Source organism: Allomesorhizobium aridi (assembly GCF_043769475.1).
Lineage (GTDB): Bacteria > Pseudomonadota > Alphaproteobacteria > Rhizobiales > Rhizobiaceae > Allomesorhizobium.
This window is the reverse complement of sequence record NZ_CP171729.1, coordinates 2586039-2600597: the sequence shown is the minus strand read 5'-3', so window position 1 is coordinate 2600597 and position 14559 is coordinate 2586039. Positions and strand designations below refer to the sequence as shown.

General features: G+C 61.4%; 13 protein-coding genes and 1 pseudogene. 4 read left to right on the top strand and 10 right to left on the bottom strand.

The annotated features are described in order from the left end of the window. Nucleotides 1–65: 65 nt before the first annotated feature. Entirely contained in the window at nt 66–1676 is a 1611-nt protein-coding gene (locus ACG873_RS14830) for an aldolase/citrate lyase family protein (RefSeq protein WP_394892676.1), read from the bottom strand. 39 nt (nt 1677–1715) lie between these two features. Between ACG873_RS14830 and ACG873_RS14825 the strand changes: the two are divergent. The 3 genes and pseudogenes from ACG873_RS14825 to ACG873_RS14815 all read left to right on the top strand — a co-directional run. Next, a pseudogene (locus tag ACG873_RS14825) lies at nt 1716–1973 on the top strand (mandelate racemase/muconate lactonizing enzyme family protein); the annotation flags it as partial. Continuing rightward, nucleotides 1940–2740: a mandelate racemase/muconate lactonizing enzyme family protein gene (locus ACG873_RS14820; RefSeq protein ID WP_394892674.1), complete on the top strand. Its 801-nt coding sequence runs from the start codon at nt 1940–1942 to the stop codon at nt 2738–2740. The pseudogene ACG873_RS14825 and the gene ACG873_RS14820, both read left to right, overlap by 34 nt. A gap of 250 nt (nt 2741–2990) precedes the next feature. Next, nucleotides 2991–3620, top strand: a complete 630-nt coding sequence (locus tag ACG873_RS14815; RefSeq protein WP_394892673.1) for a transglutaminase-like cysteine peptidase — start codon at nt 2991–2993, stop codon at nt 3618–3620. A gap of 62 nt (nt 3621–3682) precedes the next feature. On the opposite strand, the gene ACG873_RS14810 is transcribed toward ACG873_RS14815, so the two are convergent. The 9 genes from ACG873_RS14810 to ACG873_RS14770 all read right to left on the bottom strand — a co-directional run bounded on the left by ACG873_RS14810 (nt 3683) and on the right by ACG873_RS14770 (nt 13586). Further along, the gene (locus ACG873_RS14810; RefSeq protein WP_394893527.1) at nt 3683–4510 is read right to left on the bottom strand and encodes a carbohydrate ABC transporter permease; all 828 of its coding nucleotides are present in this window, start codon (nt 4508–4510) and stop codon (nt 3683–3685) included. Then, nucleotides 4510–5424 carry a carbohydrate ABC transporter permease gene (locus ACG873_RS14805; RefSeq protein WP_394893525.1) on the bottom strand — a complete coding sequence of 305 codons (915 nt, stop codon included), beginning with the start codon at nt 5422–5424 and terminating at the stop codon, nt 4510–4512. Before ACG873_RS14805 ends, ACG873_RS14810 begins: the two co-directional genes overlap by 1 nt. 188 nt (nt 5425–5612) lie before the next feature. Beyond that, complete coding sequence (locus ACG873_RS14800; RefSeq protein WP_394892671.1) at nt 5613–6881, bottom strand: ABC transporter substrate-binding protein; 1269 nt, start codon at nt 6879–6881, stop codon at nt 5613–5615. 284 nt (nt 6882–7165) lie between these two features. Further along, nucleotides 7166–7972 carry an ABC transporter permease gene (locus tag ACG873_RS14795; protein ID WP_394892669.1) on the bottom strand — a complete coding sequence of 269 codons (807 nt, stop codon included), beginning with the start codon at nt 7970–7972 and terminating at the stop codon, nt 7166–7168. Then, nucleotides 7969–8979: an ATP-binding cassette domain-containing protein gene (locus tag ACG873_RS14790; protein ID WP_394892667.1), complete on the bottom strand. Its 1011-nt coding sequence runs from the start codon at nt 8977–8979 to the stop codon at nt 7969–7971. The genes ACG873_RS14795 and ACG873_RS14790 overlap by 4 nt, the downstream gene beginning before the upstream one ends. A gap of 221 nt (nt 8980–9200) precedes the next feature. Next, nucleotides 9201–10220, bottom strand: a complete 1020-nt coding sequence (locus ACG873_RS14785) for an acyltransferase family protein (protein WP_394892666.1) — start codon at nt 10218–10220, stop codon at nt 9201–9203. Further along, a complete protein-coding gene (locus ACG873_RS14780) occupies nt 10220–11485 on the bottom strand; it encodes an O-antigen ligase family protein (RefSeq protein ID WP_394892665.1) in 1266 nt (421 codons plus the stop codon). The genes ACG873_RS14785 and ACG873_RS14780 overlap by 1 nt, the downstream gene beginning before the upstream one ends. 81 nt (nt 11486–11566) lie before the next feature. After that, on the bottom strand, nt 11567–12775 hold the full coding sequence (locus ACG873_RS14775; RefSeq protein WP_394893524.1) for a polysaccharide biosynthesis/export family protein: 1209 nt from the start codon (nt 12773–12775) through the stop codon (nt 11567–11569). A 130-nt stretch (nt 12776–12905) separates the two neighbouring features. After that, a complete protein-coding gene (locus ACG873_RS14770; RefSeq protein ID WP_394892663.1) occupies nt 12906–13586 on the bottom strand; it encodes a sugar transferase in 681 nt (226 codons plus the stop codon). 363 nt (nt 13587–13949) lie between these two features. Between ACG873_RS14770 and ACG873_RS14765 the strand changes: the two genes are divergently transcribed. Further along, nucleotides 13950–14492: an exopolysaccharide production repressor protein gene (locus ACG873_RS14765; RefSeq protein WP_394892661.1), complete on the top strand. Its 543-nt coding sequence runs from the start codon at nt 13950–13952 to the stop codon at nt 14490–14492. The last annotated feature ends 67 nt before the right edge of the window (nt 14493–14559 follow it).

Genomic DNA, 14559 nt, shown 5'->3' with positions numbered 1-14559 from the left:
ATCTCGCGAAGGAGTCTGAACCAGGGAAGCCCTGACGTCCTCGGCGATACGATTGCGAATTCGTCTCACGTCCAGGCAAGGTGAAAACGGACCGCGGGCAATCCTTGAATCCCGAGGTTGATCGCCAGCAGGCGACCGGCAAGCGGCTGGGTCTGCGGAGCATCCGCGCTCAGCCCATCGCTGATCGAGGTGACGTAGATGGTCTTCAGGTCCGGCCCTCCGAAGGCCAGCTTCGAAGGCCGCTGGACCGGAAGATGCACAGCCAGATCCAGTTCGCCGTGAGGCGTGTAGCGCAGCAATTGCCAGCCCCAGACCGCCGCGACCCAGTAACAGCCGTCTGCATCGACAGTGGCTCCGTCCGGACGGCCAAGCGCTTCCGGCAGTTGTGCGAACGGCTGCTTTTCGTGAACGCGCCCGGTCGCCGCGTCGTAGCGGGCGCGCCAGATCTGGCGATTGGTCATGTAGGTATCGGCCCAGTAGACGATGTCGCCTTCGGGGCTGAAGGCGATGCCGTTCGGGATGGTGAGGCCAGTGTCGACCGTTTCCGCTAGGCCGCGGCCGGCGATCCGGTAGAGCGAGCCGACGGGCTCCAAACCAAAATCGGGACTACGCATCGTGCCGACGAAAAGGCGGCCCTGACGGTCGCAGCCGGCGTCATTTGTCCGTGTGGTCGGATCATCCGCTTCGATCGCGAGAAAATCTTCCGTCCGCCCGGTGGCAGGATCGAGGCGCACGATGCCCTTCTCCTGGCCGACGAGCCACGTGCCGTCGTCGGCCGGCTGCACGAGAGCGGTTTGCTCCGGAAAACTCCATTTCTCGCTCCGCCCGCTGTCGGGTCGCGTCCGGAAAGCCTTCTTGCCGAGGATATCGACCCAAAGCAGTGCGTCGTCTTCCGCGGACCAGAAGGCGCTTTCCCCCAGCACCGCCTTCGTTTCCCCGACCGGAATCGCCTCGGGCGTCAGAATATGCATCGGCTCACCGGTTTGCCTAAGCACGCTCAAGTCTTTTCGCGCCGCCGCCATCATCAGCCCGAGATCCGAGCCGACCGCGACCCAGTCGTAGCCATAGTCCAGGTAATCGGCGGCGCGGGCCGCATTCGTCGCCAGGATTCCGCAAGGCTTGCCAGCACGCCTGCATTCCTTTGCCGCTGAAGCCAGCGCCTTCTGGACATCCGGGTGGTCGGTCTTGCCGATCAGACCGAGGCTTGCTGACAGGTCGCTGGGGCCGATGAAGATGCAGTCCACACCGGGCACCGCGGCGATTTCAGGAAGGTTCGCGACCGCCTCGACGGTTTCGAGTTGCCGCACGACGCAAATCTCCCTGGCCGCGTCGCGGAAGTAGTCCGGCACGCTGCCATAGCGGGTCGCCCGGCTCATGCCGGCGACGCCGCGAACGCCTTCAGCGGGATAGCGGGTCGCGGCCACGGCGCGCCGCGCCTCTTCGGCGTTCTGGACATAAGGGAACGTCAGCGTCTGGGCGCCGCAGTCGAGAAGCTGCTTCACGATCACGAAATCGTTCCACGGCAACCGGACGACCGATGAGGCCGGCGTACCGGCCATCGCCTGGAGCAGCGTCAGGATACGCGGCACGTCGTTGGGACCGTGTTCCATGTCGAGCACGACGAAATCGTATCCGGCAAAGCCCAGCGCTTCGGCTGCAACCGGGTTCCCGCTCATTGCCCAGACCCCATTCCTGTCAGAACTTCGTTCGGCTCGATGAAGGATCGGCCTGCGGTGTTCCTGCGTATAACCGATGCCGCCGGCATCAGCGGCTACGGAGAGATCTGGTGCAATTTCCCGACCGTCGCGGCGGAGCACCGTCAGCGCCTGGCCGAGGAGGTCGTCGGTCCCGCGCTTGTAGCGCTTGGCGCTATAGAAACGGGATCGGTCTATGATCTTCTGATGGAACGGCTGCATGTGCTCGCGCTTCAGAGCGGCGAATGGGGGCCGTTGCGCCAAGTTGCAGCCGGCCTCGACGCCGCGGTCTGGGACCTTGCTGCACGTCGCGCGGTGCTTCCGCTTTATCGCCTTCTCACCCCCAAGGCGACGGGAGGATCAGGGCCTACGCCAGCGGAATCGGACTGGAAGATCCCGGCGCGGTTGCTCGTTCGGCCGCGGCCCGAGGCCACGGGGCTTTCAAGCTCAAGGTCGGATTCGGCCGCGACGTGGACTTGCGCGCGCTCAAGGCGTTCCGGGCGGCGATGGGCGAAGAGGCTGCGCTCATGATCGACGCCAATCAGGGTTGGGACGCGGCGGAAGCGGTCGATCGAGCCGAGGAATATGCGCATTTCGGCCTCGGCTGGATCGAGGAGCCGCTGCGCGCCGATCGGCCGATCGAGGAGTGGCTTCGGGTCGCCAGACGCTCTCCCGTCCCGCTCGCCGCCGGCGAGAATATCGACACGCGCGCCGGCTACGACGCCATGACGGCCAGCGGGGCAATCGGCTATGTCCAGCCCGACGTCGCCAAGTGGGGCGGCGTTTCGGGCTGCATCGCGGTCGCCCGGGAGGCCGCCGCCAGAGGGCTCGTCTATTGCCCGCATTTCCTCGGCGGCGGCATCGGACTTCTCACATCGGCGCATCTGCTCGCCGCCGCAGGTGGCGGGGGAATGCTGGAGATCGACACTAACCCGAACGCGCTGCGCGAGGATCTTGCCGGAACCATCCTGAAGGTCACGGATTGCGAGATCAAACTTCCCGACACGGCGGGCATCGGCATCTCGCCCGACCATCTGTTCGATTGAACTGCGGTCGAACTTGTCGCGCGATGCGAATGATAGGCGCGTGGGGCGGGCGCTTTTTCCTGAAAATCGGCGCGCGCGTATTGACCTCGTATTCGGAAAGCTCGGCGAAATTGCCGAAGGCGCGAACCGGTCTTTCATCAGCATATCTCTCGGTCACGTCCAAATTCACGAATCCGTTATTTAGCCGGGCTTCCCAAAGGTCGTTAACGGATGGTAAACGGGTGAAAAAATACGTGACTTGGGTGGGGTAATGGGCTTCTTTGCAACGCGAATATGGATTCGTGCTGGGATTCTTGCGGCTTTTGCAGTGGCTGGAATGTCAGCAGGGCAGGCGACAGCTGACAACGACGTGCCGGGAATGATGCTGATTGGCAGGCGAACATCGCCGCCGATCGGCCACTACCAATTCTGCCAACGGATGGGTTCGGAATGCAGGATCTGGTCCGGTCCACGCGATCCGGTGCAGATGTCGGACGCGATGCAGATGTTGCTCGTCAGCGTCAACACGGCCGTCAACAAGACGGTCAAGGCGATCAGCGACGACCAGGCATACAGTAAAAAGGAATTCTGGGCGTATCCTGACAGCGGCACAGGCGACTGCGAGGACTATGTGCTGCTCAAACGGAAAACGCTTCACGCGCATGGCATTCCGTTTTCGAACCTGTTGATCACAGTTGTCAGACTGAAAGACGGCGAAGGACATGCCGTTCTGACCGTCAGGACGAATGAGGGCGATCTTGTTCTCGACAATCTGAACAACGACGTGAAGCCGTGGACGCAGACGGGATATCGTTTCATGAAACGCCAGTCAGCGCGATACACAGGGCGCTGGGTTTCGATCCTGGACGGCAGAGACGTTCTGGTAAGCTCAGTCAACTAGGTGCCTAAGCGCCGTTTCGCCAGAGCGGTAAGCTGGCGGAGCAACCTACGCTTTCATCGCCTTTAGCCCTTCACCCCGCCCGCGGTGAGGCCGGGGACGATTCTGCGCTGGAAGACCAGCACGAGAATGACCAGCGGCACGGTGACGATCACCGAGGCAGCCATGATGTTGCCCCACGGGACCTCGAACTGCGAGCTGCCCGAGAGCAGCGCGATGGCGACCGGCACGGTGCGCTGCTCGTTGTTGGAGGTGAAGGTGAGGGCGAAGAGGAATTCGTTCCACGCGCCGATGAAGGCGAGCAGCCCGGTGGTCACCAGCGCCGGTCCCATCAGCGGCAGGAAGACGCGCGTGATGATGATCCAGGGCGTCGCGCCGTCGATGATCGCCGCCTCCTCGATCTCGATGGGCAGGTCGCGAACGAAGGTGGTGAGCACCCAGACGGTGAACGGCAGCGTGAAGATCATGTAGGAGAAGATCAGCGCGAATGGCGAGTTGTAGAGGCCAAGGGTCCGGATCAGCTCGAAAAGGCCGGCAAGCACGGCCAATGGCGGGAACATCGAGACGGACAGGATCGTGACGAGCAGAAGCGAGCGGCCGCGGAAGCGGATGCGCGCGAGCGCGTAGGCGGCGGTGACGCCGAGAAACAGCGAGATGACGACGACGGCGGTCGAGATGACGAGCGAGTTCAGGAGGTTGCGCGGAAACGTTCCCTCGGTGAAAACGGTCACGTAGTTGCGAAGCGTGAACGTCCTCGGCCAATAGTCGATCTGGAACAGCGCCGTCCCCGACTTCAGGCTGGTGATGATGGCGTAGTAGAACGGGAAGACGGCAACGACGACTATTACCGCGACAAGGAGATAGAAAGCCGCGCGCCTGACGATCCACATGATCAGCGGCCTCCGCCCAGTTTTACCCGGCCCAGCCACATGAAGAGGATGGTCAGCGAGCCGAGGATGACGAAAAGCAGGGTCGACGCGGCCGAGCCGTAGGCGAACTTGTCGAACTCGAACAGGTTTTCGCGGGCGAACACCGACATCGACTTGGTCTGCACATTATTCGGGGTGAGCACGTAGATCAGGTCGAAGATTCGGAAAGCGTCGAGGCCGCGGAAGATCACGGCCACCATCAGCGCCGGCCGAATGAGCGGCAGGGTCACCTTCCAGAAAACCTGCCAGGGGTTGGCGCCGTCGAGCCTGGCCACCTCGTGGATTTCGGTCGGGATCATCTGAAGGGCGGCGAGAATGAGCAGCGCCATGAAGGGCGTCGTCTTCCAGATATCGACGATGAGCACCGCGACCATCGCGGTGTCGGCATTAGCGGTCCAAGCAATCTTCGTGCTGATCAGGCCGAGCCTGAGAAGGATGTCGTTGAGGATGCCGAACTGGTCATTGAGCATCCACTGCCACATTTTCGCCGACACGATCGTCGGGATCGCCCAGGGAACGAGGATGGCGGCGCGCACGATGCCGCGGCCACGAAACTCGGTGTTGAGCACCAGCGCGACGATCATGCCGAGGATCGTCTCGCAGGTGACCGAGATCACCGTGAAGCGCACCGTGTTCCAGACGGCGCGCCACCAGACGGGATCAACGAGCAGGCCGTCATAGATGACCCGGCCGCTCGGCAGTTGCAGGACCGAGAAATAATTGGCGAAGCCGATCCATCGGTTGGCCTCGAGGTCGGCGAGCGAAGCGTCGGTGAAGCTAAAATAGATCGTGCGCATCAGCGGCCAGCCGGCGACGGCGGCGAGCACGATCAGCATCGGGGCGAGGAACAGCCAGGCCGAGCGCGCGCGCTGGCGCATCAGCTGCGAGCGGCCGGCAGTCGGCACAGCGATTTCAAGCGTCAGTCCGGCTTGCGCCATGGCACACCTGCTAATTCACTCACTCGAATCGCTGACAGCCCTTGCAAGGGGCGGCGGCAATTCCGTGATCCACTCGACTTGACGAGTGTGAAAAAAAAGCCGGCGGGCGACCCGCCGGCGCGGCGCGACTACCAGCCGGCGCCCTTGAGCTTGGTCAGGGAGACCTCGAGTTCGGCAAAATTGTCGGCCGCCGTGCCCTCGCCGGACATGGTCTTGTGCACGGCGGTCCAGAATTGACTCGACGCCTCATTGTACTTGAGCTTGACTTGGGCCGAGGGTCGCGGCACTGCGTTGAGGAAGGCGTCCTTCCAGCGTGGAATGATCGGTTGCTCTCTGGCGATGTCGGCATCGTCGTAGAGCGCCTGAATGGTCGGAAGGTTCGATCCCTTCAGCGCACGATACTTCTGCATCTCTGGCGAGGCGATCCATTTGACCAGTTCGATAGCCGCTTCCTGATTCTCTGAGTATTTGGAGACCGCGAGGTTCCAGCCGCCAAGCGTCGCGGCCGAGCGGGCGCCTTCTCCGGACCCGGCCGGCAGCGTGGTCACGTCGAACTTGCCTTTTATGGGAGAGTCGCCGCCGTTGCCGAGCGAATAGGCATACGGCCAGTTGCGCATGAAGACCGCGTTGCCGCTCTGCCAGACGCCGCGTGCCTCTTCCTCCTGATAGGCCAGGACGCCGGGAGGCGCGATGGTTCCCACCCAACTCTTGGCCGTTTCGATCGCCGCCGCCGCTTGCGGGTTGTTGATGGAGATGGCGCCGTCCGGCTCGACGATCTGGCCGCCGCCATTCGACTTCACCCATTCGAGCGCGTTGCAGGTCAGCCCCTCATAGGCGTTGCCCTGGAAGACGAAGCCCCACATGTCGGGGTTGCCGGCATCGCGCTCCTTATCCATGACCAGCTTGGCGGTGTCGGCAAGTTCCGCCCAGGTGGTCGGGACCTTGGCGCCGTATTTGTCCAGCAGGTCCTTGCGGTAATAGAGCGCCGGCGCGTCGGTGAAGATCGGCAGGGCGACTAGCCTGCCGTCGACGGTCTGTGATTCGATGATCGACGGGAAATGGGCGCCGACGACGTCTTTTGTAGCCTCGGTCAGGTCGAGGAGCTGGTTGGCAAGCTGCGGAGCCCAGATGACATCCGTCTGATAGACGTCGATGTCGGTGTTCTGGGCGGCGAGCCAGAGCCTGTACTGGCCGAACTGATCCGTCGTCGAGGTCGGCATCGGAACGATGGTGACCTTGTTGCCGGTGTTCTCCTCGAATTGATCGAGTATCTCGCGAAGAATTTGCAGGCCGTTGCCGGTGTCGCCCGACACGATCGCCATATCGACGGCATGCGCCGGGCCGGCCGCCAGAACAGTGCCGACGGCGAAGGCAAGAAGTGCGTGACGAAGTTTCATGGTGGTGAACCTCCCTTTCAAGCATTCAGGTCGCGCGGAGGAAACGCCGACCTGAAGCGCCTTCCGTTTAGGCCCACTGGCATAAACGGCTGGCGATCACCGCGGCCCTCGATCGAACCCGCAAGCTTAGGGAGCACCATCATGACGCTGCAAGTCAAGCTTGCCGGCTTCTCGTGCACCGAAGCGGCAGCAAGTCCGAGTTGTGGGCGCCGACGGCTCAGGGACTGGAGAAAGTGCCGATATGCAGGCAGCTTCCACCACTTTCGACCGTCAGATTGGGCGGTCTACCTTCTGAGGTACAGCCACAGCGTCGTCGGCGCCAGGATCGCGGTCAGCGCCACCGGCGCGATCAGCGCCAGCAGGATCTGGCCGAGGCTCGCGCCGCCACCCATCAGCCCGCGCAGCGCCGTAGTCATCAGAGACACCGGATTGACGTCGACGAAGGCGCGCAGCCAGTCGGGCATGGTCGCCGGGTCGACCATGATATTCGAGGCGAAGACGAGCGGGAACAGGAACGTGAAGCCGAGCGTCATCACCGTGGTCGGCGTGCGGATCAAAAGGCCCAGCACGATGAATACCCAGCCCATGCCGAATCCGATGGCGACAAGCATGGCGAAGGCGGCGAGCACGCCGAGGATGCCTGCCTCGGGCCTGTAGCCCAGAATAAGCCCGATGGTGAGAATGATGGACGCTGCTATCAAGTGGCGCAAGATATCGCCGACCATCAGGCCGGCGAATGGCGAAAGCGGCCAGATCGGTAGAGAACGGAAGCGGTCGAACAGGCCCTTGCCGAGGTCGGTCGACAGTCCCATTCCCGAATAGACGGCGTTGAACACCACCGTCTGGACGAGGATGCCGGGCAGGAAGAACTGCAGGTACTCGGCGGGCGAACCGGCGAGCGCGCCACCGAAGACGAAGGTGAAGAGCAGCGTAAACATGATCGGCGTCATCACCAGATCGAAGAGCTGCTCCGGCACGTGCTTGAATTTCAGCACCGCGCGCCAGCCGAAGACCAGTGCATTCGAAACCGCTGACGGGCTGGCAGGCCGGGCAACCTTGGGCAGCCGCTGCAAGGATGTCGCGTCGCTCATGCTTTTTCGTCCTTCTGGCTGTCCCCAGCGGCCGGCTTTCCCGTTAAAGCGAAAAAGACTTCATCCAGGCTCGGCTGGCCCATGGAGAAATCGGACAGTTCGATCCCGCCGGCAACCAGTGCGGCGAGGGCATCGTTAGCCGCCTTGGCCGTACCGGCCATGACGAAAAGTTCCGCGCCCTCCGTGCTGCGCTGGACCGGATGTTCCAACCGCCGTTCAAGGATCTCCGCAGCCTCGTCCAGACGCGAGCGATCGGCCAGCGCGACATGGAGGAAGCCAATGCCGGTCGCCGCCTTCAATTCGCGGCTCGTGCCCTCGGCGATCTTCCTGCCATGGTCGATAACGGCGATGCGCGCGGCGAGTTGATCCGCCTCTTCCAGATATTGCGTGGTCAGCAGGATTGTGACGCCGGAGTCCGCGAGCCCCCGGATCATGCCCCAGACGTCCTTTCGGGCATTCGGATCGAGGCCGGTGGTGGGTTCATCGAGGAACAGGACGCCCGGAGTGACGATTAGCGAGGCTGCGATGTCGAGCCTCCGCCGCATGCCGCCCGAATAGTCCTTCACCTGCTTCGTCGCTGCATCGGACAGACCGAAGGCCGCGAGCAAATCGTCGGCCCGGGACTTCGCTGCGCGACCGCGAAAGCCCCAGAGGCGGGCTAGCAGGACGAGGTTCTCGCGGCCTGTCAGATCCTCGTCGAGCGACGCGAACTGCCCGGTCATGGCGATGGCGGCGCGGACATCGTGTGGAGCCTGCACGACATCATGTCCCATCACGGTGGCGGAGCCGGCGTCCGGGCGCGCGAGGGTCGCGAGCATGCGCATCAGGGTGGTCTTGCCTGCGCCATTCGGACCCAGGATGGCGAAGATCATGCCACGCGGCACTTCGAGATCGATGCCGTCGACTGCGCGCAGATCGCCGAATGTCTTGACCAGGCCGCGCGCAGAAATGGCCGGCGGCGCAAATTCGGTAAAGGACAGGTTCCTGGCAGGAGAAACATCGTTCATGGTGATCGTCCGGCAGTCGCAAGATGGAATTTCACACGCTGGGGCTGCGGCGAGCCGACGCATATATCAGTTTTGACAGAATTGGTCAGCTTCCGAAATGCGTCTCCTGACATTTCGAGGCATTGTTGTTGGGGTGATGCCGATGCTCGGATCAAGATTCCGATGGAGGTCGGCGGGGTCAGCCCATGGCCCCAGACCTGGAGCCAGATTCCACGCCATCCTTAGGCGGATGCAAGTTTCTTGGCGGCGTCTTTTTCATTGCGCCGGCTGCGGAAATTTTTGAAGGCCGCGGCCAAGGGCTTTTCCAGGAGTTCGTAGGAGCCGATGCCGACTGCGATACCGGAAGCGACTGCCAGGATCATTGCCGGCGCGGCGGGCATCGATAGCGATAGCGCGAGCTTGGCCACGACCGAAACCGCCATGGTGTGCCAGAGATAGATTGAATAGGAACTGTCGCCGAGATAGACGACTGGCCTGACAAGACGAACCGCGCCACTCTTTTCCAGCGCGAGTACGCCGATCACAAGCGCGGCGGCCAAGGGCCCGAAGGTCAACGGACCAAACCCGATATAGGTCACGCCGACGAAGGCGAAGCCGAGAAGGGCCGCGGCGACCAAGGCAGCGCCGATGGCCGGCGAGGGGATCCTTCCATCGAGCCACAGCTTGCCGATCAGGGCGCCTGCCAGAAATTCCAGAATCATAGGGTCGGTATAGGTCGCGAAGATCGGGCCTCCGTTGCTACGGACAAAGCCAACCGCGACGAGACAAACAAAAATTGTCGCCAAAGTCGCCAGTCTCATCCTCGAAGGCAGCAGCAGCGAAGCGGCAAAGATGGCGTAGAAGAACATTTCGTAGTTCAGCGTCCAGCCTTGAACCAGCACCGGCCAGATTTCGCCGTTGCTCGGCGAGCGGTGGGGGATGAAGAACAGGGAACCGAGTACGTGGCCGAGCGTGAGCTTCATGTTCGGGAACAGGCCGGCGAGCGCGCCGGACACCATGACGCCGGTGGCCATCCAGTAGACCGGGCCGATGCGCTCCAGCCGGTCGCGCAGAAACCGGGCGGGTGTTGTGGGCCTGCGCTGTGAGATGATCCACATGATGAAGCCGCTTATGACGAAGAACACGTCCACGCCTGCCGCGCCGATGGTGAAATGGCCGCCGGTGCGCTCGGCCGCGTGGAAAACGACCACGGCAAGGGCCGCGAGAGCACGCAAATACTGGATGCCGTACAGTTTGTTCATCAGACGTGGCGCACCCGCAGGTCGCGATAGGCGGCGGGGAAGACCGGGCGGCGCACTGACTTCGACGCCGCAAGCAGGCCAGCCGCGTAATAGAGGAGGAACGACCCGATCACATATGGATGGATCACGTCGACCTCGAAGAAGGAACGCACCAAAAGCATCAATGTGACGCCGAACATCACATGCGAGGCGGCATTGTCGCGATCATTGAGAAGCCTGATCAGATGCCCGGCAGGAACCCGCGCGATCACGATGCTCAACAGCAGAAGCCCGACGACGCCGAGTTCCACCAGCACTTCTATGTAAGTGTTGTGGAAGTGGAAACCGGTGCGAGAGTCTATGTAGAATTCTTCCCAGAGCCGCTCGGCCTCGGCAAAGCCCTGAACCCAATAGCCGTAATATCCGACTCCGACGACCGGCGTTTGCGCAGCCGCCGCAAGACCTTCCGCCCAGAGGTAAGTCCGCCCCGTCAGTGTAGCATCCTTGCCAAAGGCGCCGAGCAGCAGGTCCATGCCGCCAAAGTTAAGTCCGATGACCGCGACGCAGAGTGCGAGGACAAGGCCGACGGCCAGGAACGCCTTTCTGGTGCGCGGTGCAAACAGGAGAATGAGGCTTAAGCCCATCATGACGGACAAGGTGGCGGCCGTGGCTATAATCGACGTCGCCGACTGCGAGGCGATCAGCGCATAGCCAGACAAACCTCCTCCCGACAGGGCCAGAAGCCTCCCGAGCCCGCGCTCGCGAAGGATGAAAAGGCAGGCAAAGGCGAAATAGATGCCGAGCGAGGAGAAAAAGCCGAGTTGGTTCTTGGAGGAGAAGGCGCCCACGAAGCTGTAATTGCCGTCCAGCGGGTCGTAGTGGTAGCGGCCAAAGGCTAGCGAATAAAGCACGACGACGAAGACGCCCGCCAGCATGCCGAGTGTCATTGTCCTGACGTTCATGGTCCGAGCTGCAATCAGTGCGCAGACGATATGGGACATATATTGCACGCCTGCGCGTGCCGTGACGCCGGGAGCCGCTGACCAGAACACCGACATGCAGGCGAAGACGCCGAAGGCCATAATCCAGTAGAATCTGGCGTAATTTCCCAACGAGTGGCGATAGTCCACCAGAACGAGCGGCAGCCACAGCGCATAATATGCAAGCACCGATACCTGTCCGAACCGGGCCGAATAGGCGAGCACGAAGACCGAAATCGTAATCGCGACGAAGCCGTACCAGAAATTGTGATCCGGACTGATAAGGCTTGCCTTGGCGATTTTCATGGCCTGTTTCCGTAGTGACGGGGGTGCGCCGCGGCTAATCGGCAGTTGAGATCCCATTCCGATTCCATCGGAATGAAATCTCTAATTGGCGGGAACCGGCGCGACGCCCACCTTGATGACGTCCCCCGGCAGAACCGGCGTGTTCTCGTCGGCCGGCGTTTCCGTCGGCTCTTCCCCCGTCTTCCTGACAATGGAAAAGCTGACAGTGGCTGCCGCGCCGGTGCTGAGCGCAGCCTGCGGATCCCGGGCCATCGCCTCGGCCATCAAGTCCTTGTACATGGCGATCTTCAGGTCCAGTCCTTCGATTTCCGTTTCGGCTTGCTGGCGTTCCTGGGCGATCTCCGTGTCGCGATCATTTTGCAGGTTCGTCGCATCCTGAGTGGCCCTGCTGATATCCTGCTTGGCGCGCAACGACGCCGTTTCCATATCGAGCACCTTGCCTTCCAGCTCGGCAATCGAGCGCTCTATGGAAAGCACGCGGGCGTTCACCACCAACCCCCGGTCGGCAAGGTTGCCGATGCCCTTCAGTTCCTCTCGCGAGAGTTCTATCTGACGGTTCTGGCTGCCGATCTTCTTTTCCAGCGAGGCGACCTCGTTCTGGAGCAACGACTTCAGATCCTCGAGCGCGGAAAGTTGGACGCGCAACTGCCTCTCTCGCGCAGCCTTGAATGCTGTTTCGTCGGCGATCTGCTTTTTGCCCTCGGCGCTTTCCTGGAGTTCCTTGGGAAACTCGATCTCCTCCTGGCCGTTGGCCTCGGCGATCAGGCGCGCGCGTTTGGCCAGAAGGCCATTCCGTTGGGCGAGGAGCACGTCGTAATTGCCCCGGGCGTTGATGAAGTCGCGTTCAATGCGCAGCCCGGCATCCGACGCCCGGCGTATTCCGCCGGCCAGGCTGACAGCCTTCAGCACGGTCAGGTCGGGAGCGTAGGGGTATCCGCCGGGCGTCTGCACGTCGCCGGAGATGAATACCGGCCGGAACTCGGCAAGCTCGACCGAAGCATCGGGGCGGTCGAGCAATCCGAATTTCTGCTGCAGTTCCTCGCTGATCGCAGTGGCGATCTCGGACGTGGTCTTGCCATTGGCGGGCATTTCGCCGACGAACGGCAACGATATGTTGCCCGAAGGGCCGACAGTGTAGTCGCCGCTGATCATGGACCAGTCGCGAACTGCGCCTTCGGCAGTCTGCCACTCGACCACCCGGATGCGGAGCTTGTCCATGGTGCCGAGCCGGTATTCCTCGGCCTGCGCCGCTGTCACGGTCAATGGCGCCAGCACGGCGAATGCCGTCATGCCGGCGAGAAAAAAACGTCCGATTGGGGACGATGCGAAACAGGCGGTGAATTTGCTGATCAAAGCGAGCCTTTCTGGCGGCGCTGGCCGAGTTCTCGGGCGAGCGCCCGGAACCAGCAGACCGCGCGGATCAATAGCTGCCGCGAGATGAAAAGACGGCCGGAACCGTTTTGGCGATGATCTTGAGGTCGAAAATGAAGGACCAGTTTTCGACGTAGTGCCGGTCGAAGGCGATGCGCGTCCCGTAGGAGACGTCGTTGCGGCCGCTGACCTGCCACAGGCCGGTCAGGCCGGGCCGTGATTTCAGATAGAAGTCCGCCGCCGGACCATAGAGTTCGAGTTCATCCTTGACCACGGGCCTGGGGCCGACAATGCTCATGTCCCCGCGCAGTATGTTGAACATCTGAGGCAACTCGTCGAGGCTGAGCTTGCGCAGCACGGCGCCGACGCGCGTCACGCGCGGATCGTTCTGCAGCTTGCGGGTGGCGAGCCATTCCTCACGGCTCTGCGGGTTCCCGGCGAAATGCGCCGCCAGCACCTGATCGCCGTTCTCGACCATGGTGCGGAACTTCAGGCAATGGAAAATATCGCCGTTACGGCCGATGCGGCTGTGACCGTAGAACACTCGGCCGCCGTCCGAAAACTTCACCAGCATTGCAAGCATGAGGAACAGCGGACTCAGAAGCACGATGCCCGAGGCGGCGGCGGCGATATCGAATCCGCGTTTGATGGCCCCGCCTATCGGCGGCTGGTTCTCGGAGGCCGATCGGAGCCGGTACGACAAATTGGCCAATCTGGCGGCGTATTTCATTTTGCTGCTCCACGATGAAAAATGGTTCGGGGCGATACGAAATGCTGCAACGCAACACGACATTAATATCGCGAGGCATGTGTCATGTCTGTGATCAAATTTGGACGAATAATTATCGCTAGATCATATTTTGTGACAATCGGTCACAAACGGGCGATCCATCAAGCCGCCCGTGGTTGATGCTGTGGAATATAAATTGGTTAATCCGAGCGTATTGTGGAATTATAATTTGTGCGATTAACAAAAATTCAATGAAATTATAAAAAAACACTCGAATAAATCGAAAATTTCCTTTGTTGACGTTAAATATTGCCTTGTGCAGGATTCCTTGAATTATCTCTCTCGGCGTGCGCTTTTCGTATCTTGGGTGCGCTGCACTATGAATTTGGGCTCTGGCGGTTCGACGCTCGAAAGCACCGCAAAGCAAAAGGCCGCCATGTTGCCTATCTCCTTCAGGCTCAATATATATGCTATGCGCGCGTGTTAACATTGACGTGTGGCCCGAAGAAAACCGGCGGATTTGGGCCGCTGGTGGGCTGGACGTTCCGGCGGGAGGAATTTGCGCATGATCTTGAACGCACAACTGCGTGGAAACGGCACGACGGGATAAAAATGTCCTTTCTGCTCTTTCTCCGTGGCCTTATCGGTGTCTTGTTGGTGTTTGCGATCACTACTTATGTGATTACGCAATCCCTATGGACGACATTGATTCAAACCGTGATTTGCGCGGTTGTGCTGCAGGTCGGCTATTTCGTCGCAGTCCTGTTTCTCGTTTGGAGGTCTGCGGGCAGGCCGGAGGCTGAAGAAGCCCCGGCCAAGAACGAAATCTTGCAAAACCTGCCCAAGGAAGACCAGACGGGCGAGGTCAGCCGGTTGCCCGGCGTGCCCCGTTCGGGTCACCCCTGATCTCTGACAGTTCGGCTGTCATGAAATCGCCTTTCGCACTTGCGAACAATCTCCATCCCGGTTTGGA

Bases quoted from the DNA above. Each gene is read 5' to 3' on its own strand.
- ACG873_RS14815 (WP_394892673.1), top strand. From the start codon at position 2,991: ATGGGCTTCTTTGCAACGCGAATATGGATTCGTGCTGGGATTCTTGCG.
- ACG873_RS14790 (WP_394892667.1), bottom strand. From the start codon at position 8,979: ATGAACGATGTTTCTCCTGCCAGGAACCTGTCCTTTACCGAATTTGCG.
- ACG873_RS14805 (WP_394893525.1), bottom strand. From the start codon at position 5,424: ATGCGCCAGCGCGCGCGCTCGGCCTGGCTGTTCCTCGCCCCGATGCTG.
- ACG873_RS14780 (WP_394892665.1), bottom strand. From the start codon at position 11,485: ATGAAAATCGCCAAGGCAAGCCTTATCAGTCCGGATCACAATTTCTGG.
- ACG873_RS14770 (WP_394892663.1), bottom strand. From the start codon at position 13,586: ATGAAATACGCCGCCAGATTGGCCAATTTGTCGTACCGGCTCCGATCG.
- ACG873_RS14820 (WP_394892674.1), top strand. From the start codon at position 1,940: ATGGGGGCCGTTGCGCCAAGTTGCAGCCGGCCTCGACGCCGCGGTCTG.
- ACG873_RS14785 (WP_394892666.1), bottom strand. From the start codon at position 10,220: ATGAACAAACTGTACGGCATCCAGTATTTGCGTGCTCTCGCGGCCCTT.
- ACG873_RS14795 (WP_394892669.1), bottom strand. From the start codon at position 7,972: ATGAGCGACGCGACATCCTTGCAGCGGCTGCCCAAGGTTGCCCGGCCT.
- ACG873_RS14775 (WP_394893524.1), bottom strand. From the start codon at position 12,775: ATGACGGCATTCGCCGTGCTGGCGCCATTGACCGTGACAGCGGCGCAG.
- ACG873_RS14800 (WP_394892671.1), bottom strand. From the start codon at position 6,881: ATGAAACTTCGTCACGCACTTCTTGCCTTCGCCGTCGGCACTGTTCTG.
- ACG873_RS14830 (WP_394892676.1), bottom strand. From the start codon at position 1,676: ATGAGCGGGAACCCGGTTGCAGCCGAAGCGCTGGGCTTTGCCGGATAC.